The 15,160-nt window shown below is 71.5% G+C and carries 13 protein-coding genes; 2 read left to right on the top strand and 11 right to left on the bottom strand.

From position 1 onward, the window contains the following. Nucleotides 1-22: 22 nt before the first annotated feature. Together ACIQMR_RS36460 and ACIQMR_RS36455 are read right to left on the bottom strand one after the other, a co-directional pair. The gene (locus ACIQMR_RS36460; protein ID WP_401396990.1) at nucleotides 23-835 is read right to left on the bottom strand and encodes a family 1 encapsulin nanocompartment shell protein; all 813 of its coding nucleotides are present in this window, start codon (nucleotides 833-835) and stop codon (nucleotides 23-25) included. Further along, nucleotides 832-1,863, bottom strand: coding sequence for a Dyp-type peroxidase (locus ACIQMR_RS36455; RefSeq protein ID WP_401396987.1), 1,032 nt, complete (start codon nucleotides 1,861-1,863; stop codon nucleotides 832-834). The genes ACIQMR_RS36460 and ACIQMR_RS36455 overlap by 4 nt, the downstream gene beginning before the upstream one ends. A gap of 266 nt (nucleotides 1,864-2,129) precedes the next feature. Here ACIQMR_RS36455 and ACIQMR_RS36450 point away from each other — a divergent pair, with 266 nt between their 5' ends. Then, nucleotides 2,130-2,720 carry a TetR/AcrR family transcriptional regulator gene (locus ACIQMR_RS36450; protein ID WP_401396985.1) on the top strand — a complete coding sequence of 197 codons (591 nt, stop codon included), beginning with the start codon at nucleotides 2,130-2,132 and terminating at the stop codon, nucleotides 2,718-2,720. A gap of 110 nt (nucleotides 2,721-2,830) precedes the next feature. Here the strand turns inward: ACIQMR_RS36450 and ACIQMR_RS36445 are convergent, their stop codons facing one another. Together ACIQMR_RS36445 and ACIQMR_RS36440 are read right to left on the bottom strand one after the other, a co-directional pair. Then, on the bottom strand, nucleotides 2,831-3,181 hold the full coding sequence (locus ACIQMR_RS36445; protein WP_401396982.1) for a VOC family protein: 351 nt from the start codon (nucleotides 3,179-3,181) through the stop codon (nucleotides 2,831-2,833). A gap of 66 nt (nucleotides 3,182-3,247) precedes the next feature. Further along, the gene (locus ACIQMR_RS36440; RefSeq protein ID WP_401396979.1) at nucleotides 3,248-4,000 is read right to left on the bottom strand and encodes a 4'-phosphopantetheinyl transferase family protein; all 753 of its coding nucleotides are present in this window, start codon (nucleotides 3,998-4,000) and stop codon (nucleotides 3,248-3,250) included. Nucleotides 4,001-4,092: 92 nt separating this feature from the next. Here ACIQMR_RS36440 and ACIQMR_RS36435 point away from each other — a divergent pair, with 92 nt between their 5' ends. Continuing rightward, nucleotides 4,093-4,527 (top strand): VOC family protein, encoded by a 435-nt coding sequence (locus tag ACIQMR_RS36435; RefSeq protein ID WP_401396976.1) that lies wholly within the window; start codon nucleotides 4,093-4,095, stop codon nucleotides 4,525-4,527. An 81-nt stretch (nucleotides 4,528-4,608) separates the two neighbouring features. Here ACIQMR_RS36435 and ACIQMR_RS36430 read toward each other — a convergent pair whose 3' ends face one another. The 7 genes from ACIQMR_RS36430 to ACIQMR_RS36400 all read right to left on the bottom strand — a co-directional run. Next, nucleotides 4,609-6,183 carry an MFS transporter gene (locus ACIQMR_RS36430; RefSeq protein ID WP_401396973.1) on the bottom strand — a complete coding sequence of 525 codons (1,575 nt, stop codon included), beginning with the start codon at nucleotides 6,181-6,183 and terminating at the stop codon, nucleotides 4,609-4,611. Nucleotides 6,184-6,225: 42 nt separating this feature from the next. Then, nucleotides 6,226-6,945, bottom strand: a complete 720-nt coding sequence (locus ACIQMR_RS36425; protein WP_401396970.1) for a thioesterase II family protein — start codon at nucleotides 6,943-6,945, stop codon at nucleotides 6,226-6,228. Between the two features lie 86 nt (nucleotides 6,946-7,031). Beyond that, nucleotides 7,032-8,213, bottom strand: a complete 1,182-nt coding sequence (locus tag ACIQMR_RS36420; RefSeq protein WP_401396967.1) for a class II histone deacetylase — start codon at nucleotides 8,211-8,213, stop codon at nucleotides 7,032-7,034. Then, a complete protein-coding gene (locus ACIQMR_RS36415; protein ID WP_401396965.1) occupies nucleotides 8,210-8,518 on the bottom strand; it encodes a hypothetical protein in 309 nt (102 codons plus the stop codon). Before ACIQMR_RS36415 ends, ACIQMR_RS36420 begins: the two co-directional genes overlap by 4 nt. 81 nt (nucleotides 8,519-8,599) lie before the next feature. Next, complete coding sequence (locus tag ACIQMR_RS36410) at nucleotides 8,600-12,643, bottom strand: aminotransferase class I/II-fold pyridoxal phosphate-dependent enzyme (RefSeq protein ID WP_401396962.1); 4,044 nt, start codon at nucleotides 12,641-12,643, stop codon at nucleotides 8,600-8,602. After that, nucleotides 12,640-13,761, bottom strand: coding sequence for a DNA alkylation repair protein (locus tag ACIQMR_RS36405; RefSeq protein ID WP_401396959.1), 1,122 nt, complete (start codon nucleotides 13,759-13,761; stop codon nucleotides 12,640-12,642). Before ACIQMR_RS36405 ends, ACIQMR_RS36410 begins: the two co-directional genes overlap by 4 nt. Further along, nucleotides 13,754-15,160 (bottom strand): acyltransferase domain-containing protein (locus ACIQMR_RS36400; RefSeq protein WP_401396956.1); only part of this gene is annotated, 1,407 nt, incomplete at its 5' end. The genes ACIQMR_RS36405 and ACIQMR_RS36400, both read right to left, overlap by 8 nt.

The raw sequence follows: 15,160 nt of genomic DNA, 5'->3' as shown, positions 1-15,160 counted from the left end.
CTCGGCCGGTTCGGTGAGGGTCTCAGGTTTCCAGTACGACGACGGCCTCGTCCGTGTACGTCAGGAACGTCAGCGTCTCGTGGAAGTACAGCTCGATGCCGCTCGCGTCGTGCCCGGTGTAGCCGATCGCCACGTCCTGGCCGAGGTGCAGTTCGAAGTCGCCGCCGCGGGTGGACAGGACGAAGCCACCGGTGAGGGCCGGAGCCCAGATCGGGGCGCCGTCCAGCATCCGGGCCAGATGGGCCGCGATCGGATAGCCGTGGTCGGAGGTCTCGCTGACCGCCCGGTACTCGTCGGCGCCGAGCAGCAGCTCGTACGGGCCGTCGACGCCGGCCAGTCGCAGCGACGTCAGAGCCCGGCTGACCGCGTCGGGGTAGTCCCGCGGCTCCTCGGGCAGTCTCACCACCGGGTTCGACGACCGTGCGCGCAGTCCGTCGACGCCCGCCGCAGCGTACCCGTCGAAGATCGTCCGGTCCTCGACGTACGCCATGGTGCGCGCCGCGTCCTTCACGGGCTGCCAGTCGGAGTCCTTCGAGCCGCGCTCGACATCGTCGACGGCGGACCGGTCGACGGTGAACGGCACCCTCAGTTCGACGACCGGTTTCGCCTCGCGCAGCCGCGCCGTGACCCCGGTGGCGGGCGGAGTGATGTCGCAGAGGTGTCCGGTGTCGACGGCGGCGAGCTCCGGGCCCGCCGGGTCGGGGACGTCGACGACGCGACGGCCCGCGACATGGCGCCGGAAGGTACGGCGGGCCTCCTCCTCGATCTCGGCCCAGGCCGCAGGGGTGATCGGGGCGAGTTCGCGGTGGAGGTTGTTCGTGGCGGGGGTCGTCATGGCACCCGCGCTCCTTTCAGGCTGCCGATGCCCAGGGAGTCTCCGAGCCGGACGGCGTCGGCAGGAGGCGCGGGAAGGTCGCCGAGGCGGGCGGCATCGGGGGGCGGGGAGGGGAGGTCGTCGAGGAGATCGGCGCTCGGCACGAAGAAGAGGCCGCCGGTCACGGCCGTGGAGAAGTCGAGGATGCGGTCCGTGGTCCCGGGTGGATCGCCGATGAACATGTTGCGCAGCATTCGCTCGGTCACCGCGGGCGTGCGCGCGTAGCCGATGAAGTAGGTGCCGAACTCGCCGCGGCCGACCTCACCGAACGGCATGTTCTCCCGGACGATCTTCTGCTCGGCGCCGTCGTCGTCGACGATCGTGTTGAGCGCGACGTGGGAGTCGGCCGGCTTGACGTCGTCGGACAGTTCGACGTTGGCCGACTTGGTGCGTCCGATGACGTGCTCCTGCTCCTCGACGGTCAGCGAGGTCCAGGCCGCCATGTCGTGCACGTACTTCTGCACCATCACGTAGCTGCCGCCCCGGAAGGCCGGGTCCTCGTCGCCGATGAACACCGCCCCGTCGGCCGTCACGCCCTCGGGGTTCTCGCTGCCGTCGACGAATCCGAGGAGGTCACGCTCGTCGAAGTACTTGAAGCCGTGCACCTCGTCGACGACCGTCACCGCGGCACCGAGCTGGTCCACGATCAGCCTGGCCAGTTCGAAGCAGAGGTCCATGCGCCGGGCCCGCACATGGAAGAGCAGATCCCCCGGCGTGGCGGGCGCCCGGTGACGAGGGCCCCGCAGCGGCTGGAAGGGGTGCAGCTCACGCGGCCGTGCTCCGCCGACGAGGCGGTCCCACACCTCGGATCCGATGCCCACGACACAGGTGAGGCCGTCGTCGGGAGCCCGGAAGGCCACGGACCGGATGAGCCCCGCCAGGTCCTCGAGCCCGTCGCGCACGGTGGCCTCACCACCGGGTGCCACCGTGGCCACCAGGAAGACCGCGGCCCTGGAGGGCGGCGTGACGACGGACTGGGACACGACCATGAGACTCCCGACGGGCTGAAGCGCCGAAAAGGGCATGAAAGGGGCAGCGCCAGATTAGCCGCGCCCGATCGGGGCCGCAGCGCGACGGCACCCCCGCGGAGTATCGGGCTCGACCCGGCCGGCCCCCGGGCGCGGCAGGCGCCGGGCAGCCGGCAGGCACGACGGCGGGTGGAGACGGCCGGGCCTCCCGCACGGGTCGCTCGTGCCGCCGGCGGCGAAGTACCGTGTGCGCATGGCTTCAGAGGCCGAAGACGGGGGGCGCAACGATGACGAACGGGGTTCGCGCACAGCAGCGGGAGCAGACGCGGCACACCTTGCTGCGGGAGAGCCGGCGGCTCTTCTCGAAGGTGGGTTACGCGTCCGTGGGTCTCTCCGAGATCGTCGGGGCCGCCGGAGTGACCAAAGGCGCGTTGTACCACCACTTCGACAGCAAGGCCGAACTGTTCCGGGCCGTCCTGGAGCAGGTGCAGCAGGAGGTCGCCGCGCACATCGCGGCGACGGCGGATGCCCAGGAGGACACCTGGGACCAGTTCACCCACGGCTGCCAGGCGTTCCTGAGCGCCTCCACCGACCCGGCGCTCCAGCGCATCATGCTCGTCGACGGGCCGGCGGTGCTCGGCTGGCGGGACTGGCGGGCGATGAACGAGGCCACCTCCGGCCGCCACCTGGCCGAGGCTCTCACCGTCCTGATCCATGAGGGCACCATCCCCGCACAGCCGGTCGCGCCGCTCGCGCATCTGCTGTCGGGGGCGATGAACGAGGCGGCGTTGTGGCTGGCGACGTCGGAGGACTCCTCCGATCCCGAGGACACCCGGCAGGCGCTGGCGCGGATGCTGGAGGCGCTGCGGGCGAAGTGACCGCGCGCGCCCGGCGGACACGGCGAGGCCGGGGAGCCGGGCCGCGAGCTCCGGCCCCCCGGCCCGGCGCGACTTCCGCCTGCGGCGTGCGGCCCTGGGGCTCCCGGCGGTCAGACCGGTGCGACGACATCGATCCGGACCCCGTTGGGGTCGGTGATGACGAGGTGCCTCCGGTCCGGGTGCTCCGCCGCCGCGAGGGCGGCGATCCGGTCCCATTCCTCAGCCGTGTCGTCCACCGCGAGGGTGAGCCGCACCGCGCGCACCGGACGCTGGAGTGCCTCCGGCAGTGCCGCGTGGGCGTGGTCGAGCAGGGCGATTTCGTGTCGTCGCCCCCCGGGCCGGCTGAGACCGGCGTACCACGGGGTCGCGTACGTGGCGGTGAAGCCGAACAGTCTGTTGTAGAAGCTGCGGGACTCCCCCAGCCGCGAGGTGCAGATCACCGGACAGAAGCTGGTCAGCATGGGGTGCCATCTCCACTCACGTACCAACGGTATGTGAACTGAACCTAATGACATACCGATGGCATGTCAACATGGCCCCCTCTTCCCCAACGAGCCGACACCGCCCAGGACATGGCCGTACGCCGACCAGTTCAGCTCGCCCGGTCCGGCAGGCACCCGCACCCCCCGTGGAACGGCCAGCGCCGCGGCGTGCGTGCGGCCCTGCGGGCCACAGGACAGGTCGACGACGCTCCAGCCCGCGGGCCTCCCCTCTCCCCCCGCCCCCAGGTAGTCCCGGTCCAGCCCCCGGCTGAGCCCGGTCCCCAAGGCCTTCAGGTACGCCTCCTTGCGCGTCCACAACCGGCAGAACTCCAGGGGGCGTTCGGCACGGGAAACCCGGAGCAGTTCCTCCCGCTCGCGCGGATGCAGCCGCGACAGGCACAGTTCGACCGTCCGAGGGCCGGGCAGCCGCTCCACGTCGACCCCGACGAGCACGTCGGCGACGCCGATGAGCGTGATGCCGGCGCAGTGGGAGAGGGAGAAGTGCAGGCCGCCGGGGCCGTCGAGGAGAACCGGCCGCCCGTGCGGCCCGCCGCAGTGCGCGCACCGGTCACGGCCGAACCGAAGGTCCCGGGGGTGGACGCCGAGCCGGTCACCCAGCAGCAGCCGCAGCCCCGCATGCGCCGCGAGGTACATCGACCGGTCGCGCCGGCGGGTGAAGCTTGCCGCCCTGGCCTGTTCCTCCGCGTCGAGCAGGGAGAGCGAGAGGTCCTCCCGCCACGGGGGCTCCCGCCGCACCGCCCATACCCGGACCTCGCCCGCCGCGCGCACCGCTGTCATGTCGACCTGCCTTCGATCCGGCGGACGTGACGCGGGGGCGGCATCCTCGTTGAGACACGACGACCGCAACCCCGCCCCAGAACGGTGCCGTGATGACGCCCTCCGCCCTGACCAGCTTCTATCCCGTGCTCTGCACCGAGCGGCTCAGTGAGTCCGTGGCGTTCTACAGCACGCTGTTCGGATTCGAGACGACCTTCGCGTGCGACTGGTACGTCAGCCTGCGGCGGCCCGAGCCGCCGCACTACGAGCTCGCCCTCGTCGCCGCCGAGCACGAGACCGTGCCGGAAGCCTTCCGCCGGCCGGCCCAGGGCCTGCTCCTCAACTTCGAGGTGGCCGACGTCGACGCCGAGTACGCGCGCCTCGTGACGGGCGCCGGCCTGAGGGCCGAACTCCCCCTGCGCAGCGAATCGTTCGGCCAGCGCCACTTCATCGTGGCTGCCCCCGACGGCGTACTGATCGACGTCATCACGCCCATCGCCCCCACGGGGGCGTACGCGGACGCCTACCAGCCCGGCGCCTCGGTGTGACCGGTGCGGCCCGCGTCGCACGACGCGGGCCGCACACCGGCGGCCGGGCCGGGCCCGGCCCGGCGGGGGTGGCGCGTTGTGCTAACCCTCCACGCTGACGGCGGGAACGACGCCGTCGGCCGGACCCTCGCTACCGTCGGAGTCCTCACCCGCTCCGGTGGCCGGAATCTTGATGACCACCGCCACCAGCACGGCGGAGGCGAGCGCGACGAACGCCCCGATGCCACCGATGACGTTCATGCCGTCGGTGAACGCCTCACGTGCGGAGTCGAGCAGAACGGTCGCCACGTCCGAGGACAGGCCCTGCGCCGCCTCGACCGCTCCGGCGAGCGTGTCGTCGGCGCTCGCCGCCACTCCCGCCGGGACGTCCACCCCACCGCGGTACACGGCGGCGCCGAGGCTGCCGAGCAGGGCCACGCCGAGCGCCATGCCGAGTTCGGTGCTGGTCTCCGACAGGGCCGCGGCGGACCCGGCCTGCTCGGGCTGGGCCGATCCGACGACGATGTCCGTGCCCAGGGCGATGAGCGGACCACCACCTGCGTAGACGAAGGCGAAGCCCGTCACCACCTGGGCGATGCCCGACGAGCTGTCGGCCAGGCTCAGCATCACATGGCCGACGCCCGACACGGCAAGCCCGACGGCGACGACGTACGCCGGACGGATCCTGCTCGCCGCCATCGGGGACACCACGGCCGTCACGATCAGCGCGAAGGCCGCCGGCAGCAGGTACAGCCCGGCCTTCATCGGGGACAGTCCGCCCACGAGCTGGAGGTACTGCGTCACCGTCAGATACGTGCCGCCGGCCACCAGCATGCTGAGCAGCAGCGTCACCAGGGCCGTACGGAAGGTGGAGTTGCCGAAGAGGCCGAGGTCGAGCAGCGGGCTCTCCAGTGTGCGCTGCCGACGGACGAACAGCACGCCGACGACCAGGCCGACGGCGATCGCCGCGAGCGGGACCGGGCCGACCACGTCGTTGGCGATCTCCTTCAGTCCGTAGATCACCGGGAGGATCGTGGCGAGCGACAGCGCCACGCTGGTCAGGTCGAGCCTGCCGGCCTCCTCGTCGCGGTACTCCGGGAGCAGGATCGGGCCCGCCACCAGCAGCACGCCCATGATGGGCACGCCGAGCAGGAAGACCGAACCCCACCAGAAGTACTCCAGCATGGCGCCACCGACCACCGGGCCGAGCGCGATGCCCACGGAGAACATGGTGACCCAGACCGCGATCGCCACGCCGCGCTGCCGCGCGTCGCTGAACATGTTGATGATCAGGGCGAGGGTCGAGGGCATCAGCGTCGCTCCGGCGATGCCCATCGCGGCCCGCGCCGCTATCAGCGCGGCCGGGCCGTCGGCGAAGACGGCGCCCAGCGACGCGAGGCCGAACGCGGCGGCGCCGATCAGCAGCAGCTTCCGGCGGCCGATCCGGTCGCCCAGGGTGCCCATGGTCACCAGGAAGCCGGCGATCAGGAAGCCGTAGATGTCGATGATCCACAACATCTGGGCGGCGGAGGGGTTCAGACCCTCGCTGATGTGCGGTACGGCCAGGTGCAGCACGCTCACATCGATGGACAGCAGCAAGGTCGGCAGCGCCAGCACGGCCAGGCCCAACCACTCACGAGGTCCTGCCTGCGAGGTGGTATCGGCGGTGGTACTCATGTGTTTCCTTTCAGGATGGTGCACATCGGAGCCCGATGACGGTCATCGGACGAGGGGGTGCGGGAGGGGCGGCTCCGACCTGGGGTGGTCGAGGCCGGGGATCAGGCGGGCGGCGACTGCTGCCGCGTTGGCGGGTGTGTAGAGGTAGAAGTGGCCGCCGGTGAACGTCTGCCGGCTGAAGCCGCCGGACGTCTCCAGCGACCACAGGTGCATCCGCTCGTCGATGACGACCGGGTCGTCCACCGCGCCGAGCGCCAGGATCGGGACACCGGTACCGAACGGCGGCCGCCGGTAGGTCTCCATCGCCTCCAGGTCGGCCCGGATCGCCCGGAGCGAGGACCGGACCAGGTCGGCACGGTCCACCAGCCCGGGAGACATCCCGCCCATGTCCGTCAGATGCTCCAGCAGCTCCGCGTCGCTCCTGAGATGCGCGAACGGCGGCTCGCTGGGGAAGCACGGCGGCTGACGCGCGGACACCGCCAGCAGGGTGGGAGGCAGACCGTTGCGCTCCATCGCCCGGGTGAGTTCGTAGCCGAGCACGCTGCCGAAGCTGTGCCCGATGACCGCGTACGGCAGGGGCTCCAGCTCCGCCAGGTCCCGAACGAGGGCGTCGACCAGCGGCTCGACGCGGGCCACCAGAGGCTCGTTGATACGCGCGCCCCGGCCGGGCAGCTGGGCGACGACGCACTCCACGTCCTCGGGCAGCACCTGCCACCAGGAGCGGAACGCGGAGGGCCACCCACCGGCGTGCGGGAGTGCCACGACCCGGAACCGGGCGCGAGGCCGCGGCCCCGGGCGGGTGCCGGCCGGCCGACGCGCGCCGCTCCCCACCGTCATCCACCAACCGCTCATCGCGGCACCCCGGTCCCGGGCGCGGGCCGCCCGGCCACCGCGGACGGACCGGCCGCGGTAGCCGGGGGTGCCGAGCCGGCGAGCAGCGGGTGATGGTCCTCCAGGTGTGCGATCACCCGGTCCTGGTGACGTTGGAGGCGCTGGCCCGGAAGGTGCTCGAGCGAGTGCAGGAACGGATCCTGAGGGGCCGGCAGACCGGCGATGGCACTGGCCGTGCCCAGCACCAGCATCGGCTGGTACCACGCGGAGTAGCCGCCCTCGTGGGCGAAGACGATCCTGCCCCCCGTCAGTTCGTCCGCGAGCCGGCACATCGTCGACGTCATCGAGTGGAAGGTGCGGCTGGTGCAGAGCATCCGGCCCATCGGATCGTGGCCGCTCGCGTCGACGCCCGCCGCGACCAGGATCAGATCGGGGCCGAACGCGCGGGCCGCCGGCTCCACGATCCGGTCCATCACCGCGAGATACGCGCCGTGGCCCGAGCCGGCGGGCAGCGGCACATTGAGGGTGCTGCCCGCCCCCGCGCCCGCGCCGGTCTCCAGGACGAGACCGGACGCCGCGGGAAACAACCCTTCCTGGTGCACCGAGATGTACAGCACGTCGGGGTCCTCGTAGAAGGTCCGCTGGATGCCGTTGCCGTGGTGCACGTCCCAGTCCAGGATCAGCACGCGGCGCGCCCCCTGGCGCTGCGCGGCACGGGCGGCCACCGCCAGGTTGTTGTAGAGGCACAGCGCCATCGCCCGGTCCGGCTCCGCATGATGGCCGGGCGGCCTCACCAGGCAGTAGGCCCGGTCGAAGCGACCGTCCAGAACACCCGCGGCGGCCTGCACGCAGGCCCCGACGGCGAGCCTCGCGGCCTGCGCGCTGTGGTAGTTGACGTACGCGTACACCCCGGCATCGCCCGCGCCGGCGGCCGAGGCAGCCTCGACCCGCTCGATGTGATCGGGGACGTGCACGAGGAGCAGGTCCTCGTCGGAGGCCGGCGTCGGGGTGAGGACGGTGAACCGGTCCGTCACACCCGACGCCTTGGCCAGCCCCTCGGCACGGCGGAGGTCCGGGTCGACCGCGAACTGGCGCAACGGCTCGACGCCCGGCCCGACCGGCACGTACCCCGATCCGGGACCGGGGTCGTGCCAGAAACAGATCTCGTGGCTGTACCACGCGAGTCGGGAGGTGCTCACCAGCCGGACACGCCCAGCGAGGCCCGGCTGATCCCGGAGACCTTCTCGATGTACTGGAGGTAGTACTCGCGCTCCTCGTCCGGCGTGCGCTTGGTGCGCAGCGTCGTCCCCAGGAGACCGAGCACCTCCTCGGCCTCGGTGGGCGTCAGCCGCCGGTCACCGACCTCCTTCTCGACCGCGCGGATCCGCGCGGTCGGCTCCAGCACACCGGACGCGTACGCGTCCTGGTCGGTGCCGTGGTTGCGGGTCGAGGCGATGGTCTTCAGAATCGCCCCGAAGAACGCCGTGGTGTCGATGTCGGTCATGGTCGGTTCCCCCCTTGGTAGCCATGCGATGGTCGGCGCACGGTGGTATCGGTCCTGTGGACCGCTCCGCCGGATCGGTGCTCAGCGGATCAGGCCGCAGACGCGGCCGGCTTTCTCCAGCGTCACGACGGCCGCGTCCAGATCGGCGTCGGAGTGGCTGAGGTTGACGATGGTCCGCAGCCGGGGCAGCGTCCGCGGCACGGCCGGGTAGACGATCGGCTGCACGAAGAGCCCGTCCTGCTGGCACAGCCGGGCCATCGTCCCCGCCTGCTCGGCACTGGTGCAGATGATGGGCACCACCGGTGTCTCACTGGCCAGCGTGTCGAAGCCCAGGGCGCGGAGCTGCTCGCGGTACCGGGTCGTCCTCGTCCGCAGTTCCCCGGTGAGGGACGGGGCGGCCGACATCACCTCGATCGCCGCCTTGGCCGCCGCCACCTGGGCGGGAGTCGCGGCCGCGGAGAACATCCAGCCCCGCGCGTTGTTCTTCAGCGCGAAGATCAGGTCGCTGGACCCGGCGACGTAACCACCCGCGCTCGGCACCGTCTTGGAGAGCGTGCCCATCTTGACGTCGATCCGTGCCGGATCGATGCCGAAGTGCTCGGTGATGCCGCGGCCCGTGGCGCCGAGGACACCCAGGCTGTGTGCCTCGTCGACCATCAGCGGGGCGTCGTACCGCTCGCACAGCTCGACGATGCCGGGCAGATCGGCCACGTCGCCGTCCATGCTGAAGACGGCGTCGGTGACGACCAGGCGGCCCGTGTCACCCGCCTTGCGCAGGGCGCGTTCCAGGTCGGCGAGGTCGTTGTGGGCGTAGGTGATGACGGACGCACCGGACAGCCGGTACCCGTCCAGGATGCTGGCGTGGTTGTAGACATCGCCGATGACGACGTCGCCGGGGCCGACGAGAGCGCCGACCGTCGCCACGTTCGCCATGTAGCCGCTGGAGAAGACGATGGCGTCCTCGGTGCCCAGGAAGCGGGCGAGCGCCAACTCCAGCTCCCGGTGCAGGTGCAGCGTGCCCGCCAGCAGCCGCACCCCGTGCGCACCGGTCCCGTGCCGCTCCACGGCGCGCAGGACCTGGTCGTCGATGTAGTCGTGCCCGATGAGTCCGAGGTAGCTGTAGGAGGCGAAGTTGAGGAACCAGCGGCCGTCGAACTTGATCCGGGGACCCGTGGCCTCCTCGATGACGGGCTCGTAGAAGTACTCGTCCTTGGCGACGATCAGGCGGTCCTCCGTCGACAGGGCGTCGATGCGCCGGTCGAGGAACCTGCCGTGGGGGGCGTCGGCCAGCCGGCCCGGCAGGGTCCGCCGCGGTACGCGGTCGGCCGCCGGGGCGGGAGCCGGGGCGGGAGCCGGGGCCGACGGGGCCGGGGGCGCGGTCGGGAACGGGGCACGGGGCGGCGACACCGGCGGTGCCGCCGCGGCGGGCGCCGCGTCCCTGAAGCGGTCCCAGTCGGGGACGAAGGAGTCGGCGGTGCCCGGGACGGTGGCGGCCGACGGCCGTTCCACCGCCGCGGCCGGCCGCTGCTGCGGCACCGAGATGTGCGACGCACGGGCCGGAGGCGCCGCGGGCGTCCGCGGAGCGGCGACCGGGACGGGGGCGGGCGCCGGGACGGGAGTGGCAGCGGGAGCTGGAGCGTGGGCGGGAGCGTGGGCGAGAGCGGGAGCTGGAGCGGCGGCGTCGGCAGGAGCGGTGCGCGGCAGCGATTCGAGGTGGGCCAGCAGCGCGCCGACGTTGGTGCGCTCGAAGAACACCATGGGGTCGATGTCGAGCCCGTCGGCGGTCAGTGACGCCGCCAGCTCGACCGCCATCATCGAGTCGAGGCCCAGCTCCAGCAGATCGTCCTCGGCGGACACGCCGTCTAGATGCAGGACCTTCATGAGCGCGTGGGTGAGGGACGGCCACAGCCCGGATTCCGGTGTGACAGCAGTCATGGGTGCATCCTTCGCTTTCACGGCGGCGGTCAGTACGTAATGCGCGGGAGGCCGGCCGAGGGCCGTGCGGAGCAGGTCGATGCCGTCGTCCGCGGTAAGGGCCGGGATGCCGTGCGCGGCGGCCTTCGGGGCGATGGACTCGCCCATCCCGACGGTCCACAGGCCCCAGCCGAGGCTGTACCAACTACGGCCTTCGGCACGTTGACGGGCGGCGTAGCCCTCCAGGTAGGCGTTGGCCGCGGCATAGGCGCTCTGGCCGAGGTTCGCCCGTACGGCCGCGACCGAGGAGAACAGGGCGACGAAGCCCGGCTGTTCGTTCCCGGACACCAGGTCGGTGAGCGCGTGTACGCCGCCGACCTTGGGTCCGAGAACGGTGTCCACCTGCTCCTGCGTCAGGCTGCGCGCCAGTCCGTCGCGCAGGACTCCGGCGGCGTGGAACACCCCGTCGTAGCGTGCGGCGCCGGCCGGCTCCTCGCGAAGTGAGCGGACGTCCGCCGCCACGACCGTCAGGTCGCAGCGCCTTCCGAGTCGATCGAGACGGTCCCGGGTCTCTCCCTGGTCAGGCACGGTCCGCCCGACCAGGGTCAGATGGGCGCAGCCCGCGTCCGCGAGGAACTCCGCGACGCGCAGGCCGATGCCGCCCATGCCACCGGTGATCAGGAAGCGGCCGCCGTCGTATCGCACCGGGGCGGTGGTGCTCGTGTGCTGCGGCTGCAGGCAGGGCTCGTACCAGGCGCCGTCGCGCCGGGCGAGTTCCGGCCGGTCCTGGCCGAGCGCCTCCCAGAAGGCGGAGACGTCATCGTCGTCCGGGCCGATCGCGTTCCCGGGGCCGAGGTCGACCAGGCGGACCCTGGTGCGGGGATGCTCGACGCGCAGCGTGCGGCCGAGGCCCCACAGGGCGGTCATGAAGGGGTCGACGACATCCTCCGGCGCCACCTGGTGTGCGGCGGAGGTGACGATCAGCAGGTCGGACATCGGCGGGCGCGCCGCGAGTCGGCGCACCAGCGCGAAGACCCCCTGCAGGGCCTCCGTCACCTGCGCCTCGCCGCTCAGCCCGCGCGGCGCCACGTACACGACGTCCCGGAAGGCGGCGTCGGCCGGCAGCGTGTCGAGGCCCCCGTCCAGGAGCTGCGCCGGCGTCATGTGTCCGGCATGCCGACCTGTCGGTGGACGGAGGTCGTGCGGGGACACGATCAGCACGTGCCCCTCGGGCGCGGCCGGGTGCACGGGATCGAGATCGGTCTCCCGCCAGACGACGGTCTCGATCAACGGGACCGCCGGCAGCGCCTGTTCGGCGTCGGCGGGCGCCGCATCGACCGTGGTGGTGGACGCAGGGGCCACCGCGGGCGCATCGGACACTGTGGGCGCAGAGGACACCGCGGGCGCATCGGACACCGTGGGCGCGATGGGCTTGGCGGCCTTGAGGGTGATGCGGTCCAGTTCCAGCAGGACCTCTCCCTGCTGATTGCAGACCGTGGCCCGTCCCCGTACGGCACCGCCCTTGCCCCCGGCCTCGCCCGGCTCGTCCCGCTCGACGAGGGCGATCACCGTGCCGGAGATCCTGCGGCGGGCCACCAGCCGGCCGACGTACCAGGGCAGGCACGCGCCGGCAGCACCCCCGTCGAGCATCCCGAGCGCCTGGAAGACGCTGTCGAGCAGGGCCGGCGGTACGAAGGCAGGTGCCGACGCCGCGTTCGCGTCGTCGCCGGCCCGGAGCATCAGCAGCATCCGGCCCGGGCCCCGATGCGCCGACCGGATCACCTGGTACGCCGGCCCGTACGCGATCCCGCTCGCCTCGCGCCACGCGCCCACGTCCGCCAGCGGCACGTGCTCCGTGCACCCGGCCCGCAGCGCGGCCACATCGGCATAGCGGGGCGGCGGCAACGGGCTGCCGGACACCCGGGCGGTGCTGTGCACGACGGGTACGCCGTCTTCGGGCCGCAGGGAACGGACCGCGCAGTCGCCGTCCTCGGCCGTGTGGACCTCGAGCTCCGCCTCGGGCCCCACCACCAGCAGCGGCACCCGGAAGGCGACCTGCTCCAGGGTCCACCGGCAGTCGGGGCGGCGGGCGTCGCAGGCGGACAGCACGGCGTCGATCTGCGCGGCGGCGGGTAAGACCGGGATGCCACCGATCCGGTGGTCGGAGACCAGCGGATCGGCAGCGCTGAGAACCGACCGGACGCCGCTCATGTGTGCAGGTCGAATCGCTCGGTGGCCTGGACGAGACCGTTCACCTGGATGTCGACGGTGTGCTCACCCGCGTAGTACCGGCGGGTCTGCACCTCCTTGATCGTGTGGGTCTTCTCCAGGGACCGCCGCGCTCCGGGGCCGAGTTCGAGGGTGGTCAGCTTGAAGACCTTCGGGATGCTGCGCCCGTTCTTCCGCACGTGGTGCACCACGTAGTCGATCGCGATGCTGTGCGCCCGCTCGTCGGTGTTCTCGATGTCGAAACTGATGACGAGGGTGTCCCCGATCGTCACCGACCGGGGGGTGACGCTCAGCCGGGGGACGCGGACATGCTCGCCTCCCGTGGCCCCGAGAATGGCGAGGGCCTGCTGATCGCCCTTCTTCACCAGGGTGCGCAGACCGTGCTTGACGATCCAGTTGGTCTCGGGGGTCGGGCTCTCCTCCAGCCACCGCAGCGCCGTCGTGAGCGCGAGATCGGGGGCGTCCTTGGAGATGTCGTTGAGGTTGTTGGCGACGGACTTGCGCACGTACTCCGAGGGGTCGCTGCGCAGTGGTTCGAGGATCTCCAGGACCGGCCGCGGGTCCTTGACGAACACGGGCAGGACCCGGGCCCAGGGCAGGCGGGAGCGGACTCCCTCGCTCGCCAGGCGCCGCACGTTGTGGCTCGGGCTCTGTGCCCACAGGGCGACGCGCTCCATCGTCGGCGCGTAGTGCTGTTCGAGGTAGGGCCGGATCGCGTACTCGCCAGTGTGCCGCTTGGTGATCTCCTCGATGGCGTCCAGCGACAGGTCGGGGTGGTCGAGGCCGTACTCCTCGACGAATCGTGCGACCGGCATGAGGAACCAGCTGGAGTTGAACATGCCCTCGCCTTCGGCGAGTTCGTCGCCGAGGATGGTGATGAGGATCGGCACGGCGTCGGAGTAGTCGGCGGGCAGGCGGGTGCGCAGACCCTCGGCCAGGACGAGGACGCGGTCCTTCAGTTCTTTGCCGGGAATGCGCGACTCGACCTCGGTCGCATAGCCCTCCACATCGAACTCGGGGTGGACGGCTCGGATCCTGTCCCCGATCAGGCGGGCCGCGTCGCCGTTGAAGTGTCGCTTGAGTCCGTATTCGCTAGCCATGGTTCTCGTGCCTCTTCGTCTCGTTCTTGTGGTTCGACGTGGTCTCGTGCGGGCCGGAGGAGATCCAGAACCGCTGTCGGGTGAAGGGGTAGGTGGGAATGGTGGTGGTGCGCCGGCCCTTGCCCTGATGCAGACCGGCCCAGTCCAGATCGGTACGCGTGTGGTTGTAGTGCTCGGCCACCGCACTGTGCAGCAGAACCTGATCAACACGGTCACGCCGCAACGTACTGATCCACACCGGCTCCACCCCGCCCCACGACGCCCGCGCCAACGACGTCAACTGAGGCTGCGAACCGATCTCCCACACCACCGCCGGACCGACCTCACCCAGCGCGGCCACGGCCTGACTGAAACGCACCGGCTCACGAATCGCCCGCCCCCAGTAACCCGCGTCGCAGGCAGTCCCCGCGCTGTGCCAGCCACCGGACACCGTCGACGCGAACGGAATCACCGGAGCCGAGAGCGCCGTGGCAGCAACGGCCTCCACGAACGGCGCGACCGCACCCTCCATCGCCACCGAATGAAACGCATGACTCACCGTCAGAGGCTGCGACCGCAGACCGGACTCCCGGCAGAACCGGGACACCGCATCCGCCAGGCCCGTAACCGTCACCACACGAGGCGCATTGAACGCCGCAACCTCCACCCCCGGAAAAGCAGGCAGAGCAGCGAGGACTGTCTCGGCATCCGCATGAACCACCGCCATCGCACCCTCACCAGGCTGCGACTCCATCAACCGCCCACGCACCGCCGTCAACCGCAACAGATCCGCCAGGCCCACCACACCGGCCACCCACGCCGCCGTCAGCTCACCCAGACTGTGACCCACCACAACATCCGGACGAACCCCCACCGACTCCAGCCAGCGCACCAGACCCACCTGAACACTCACAATGGCAGGCTGCGCATACCGCGTCCGATCCAGCCGACCCGGCACACCACCGAACAACAACTCCAGCAACGGCACATCCACATGCCCCGCCAACAGCTCAGCACACTCGTCCAACGCCGCCCGGAACACCGGCTCCACCGCATACAAACCACGGCCCATACCCAGGTACTGCGAACCCTGACCCGTGAACATGAACGCGGTCGGCGCGGGGGTACCGCCCCGTCGGGACACGGTGACCTGGCCCGCGGCAACATCCCTCAAGCCGGCGACCAGTTCCCGAGCGTCAGCACCCTGCACCGCCACGCCGTAACGATGCCCGGCACGACCGGTGTTCGCCGTGAACGCGAAGTCGCCCAGCTCGTCCCCGGACGTGCCCCCCAGAGCATCCGCATACGCTCCGGCGAGGGCCCGTAGCGCGGTCTCGTCCGCCGCGCTCACCCGCACCACATGCGAGTCCTGCACCAACGACTCCCGCAGTGGCGCGACGGGGGCTTCCTCCACGATCAC

It is taken from the genome of Streptomyces sp. NPDC091376, from assembly GCF_044757085.1.
In the GTDB taxonomy this organism is placed as follows: Bacteria; Actinomycetota; Actinomycetes; order Streptomycetales; family Streptomycetaceae; genus Streptomyces; species Streptomyces pratisoli.
The sequence above is the reverse complement of the archived record's forward strand: the minus strand, read 5'-3'. Positions and strand labels throughout refer to the sequence as shown.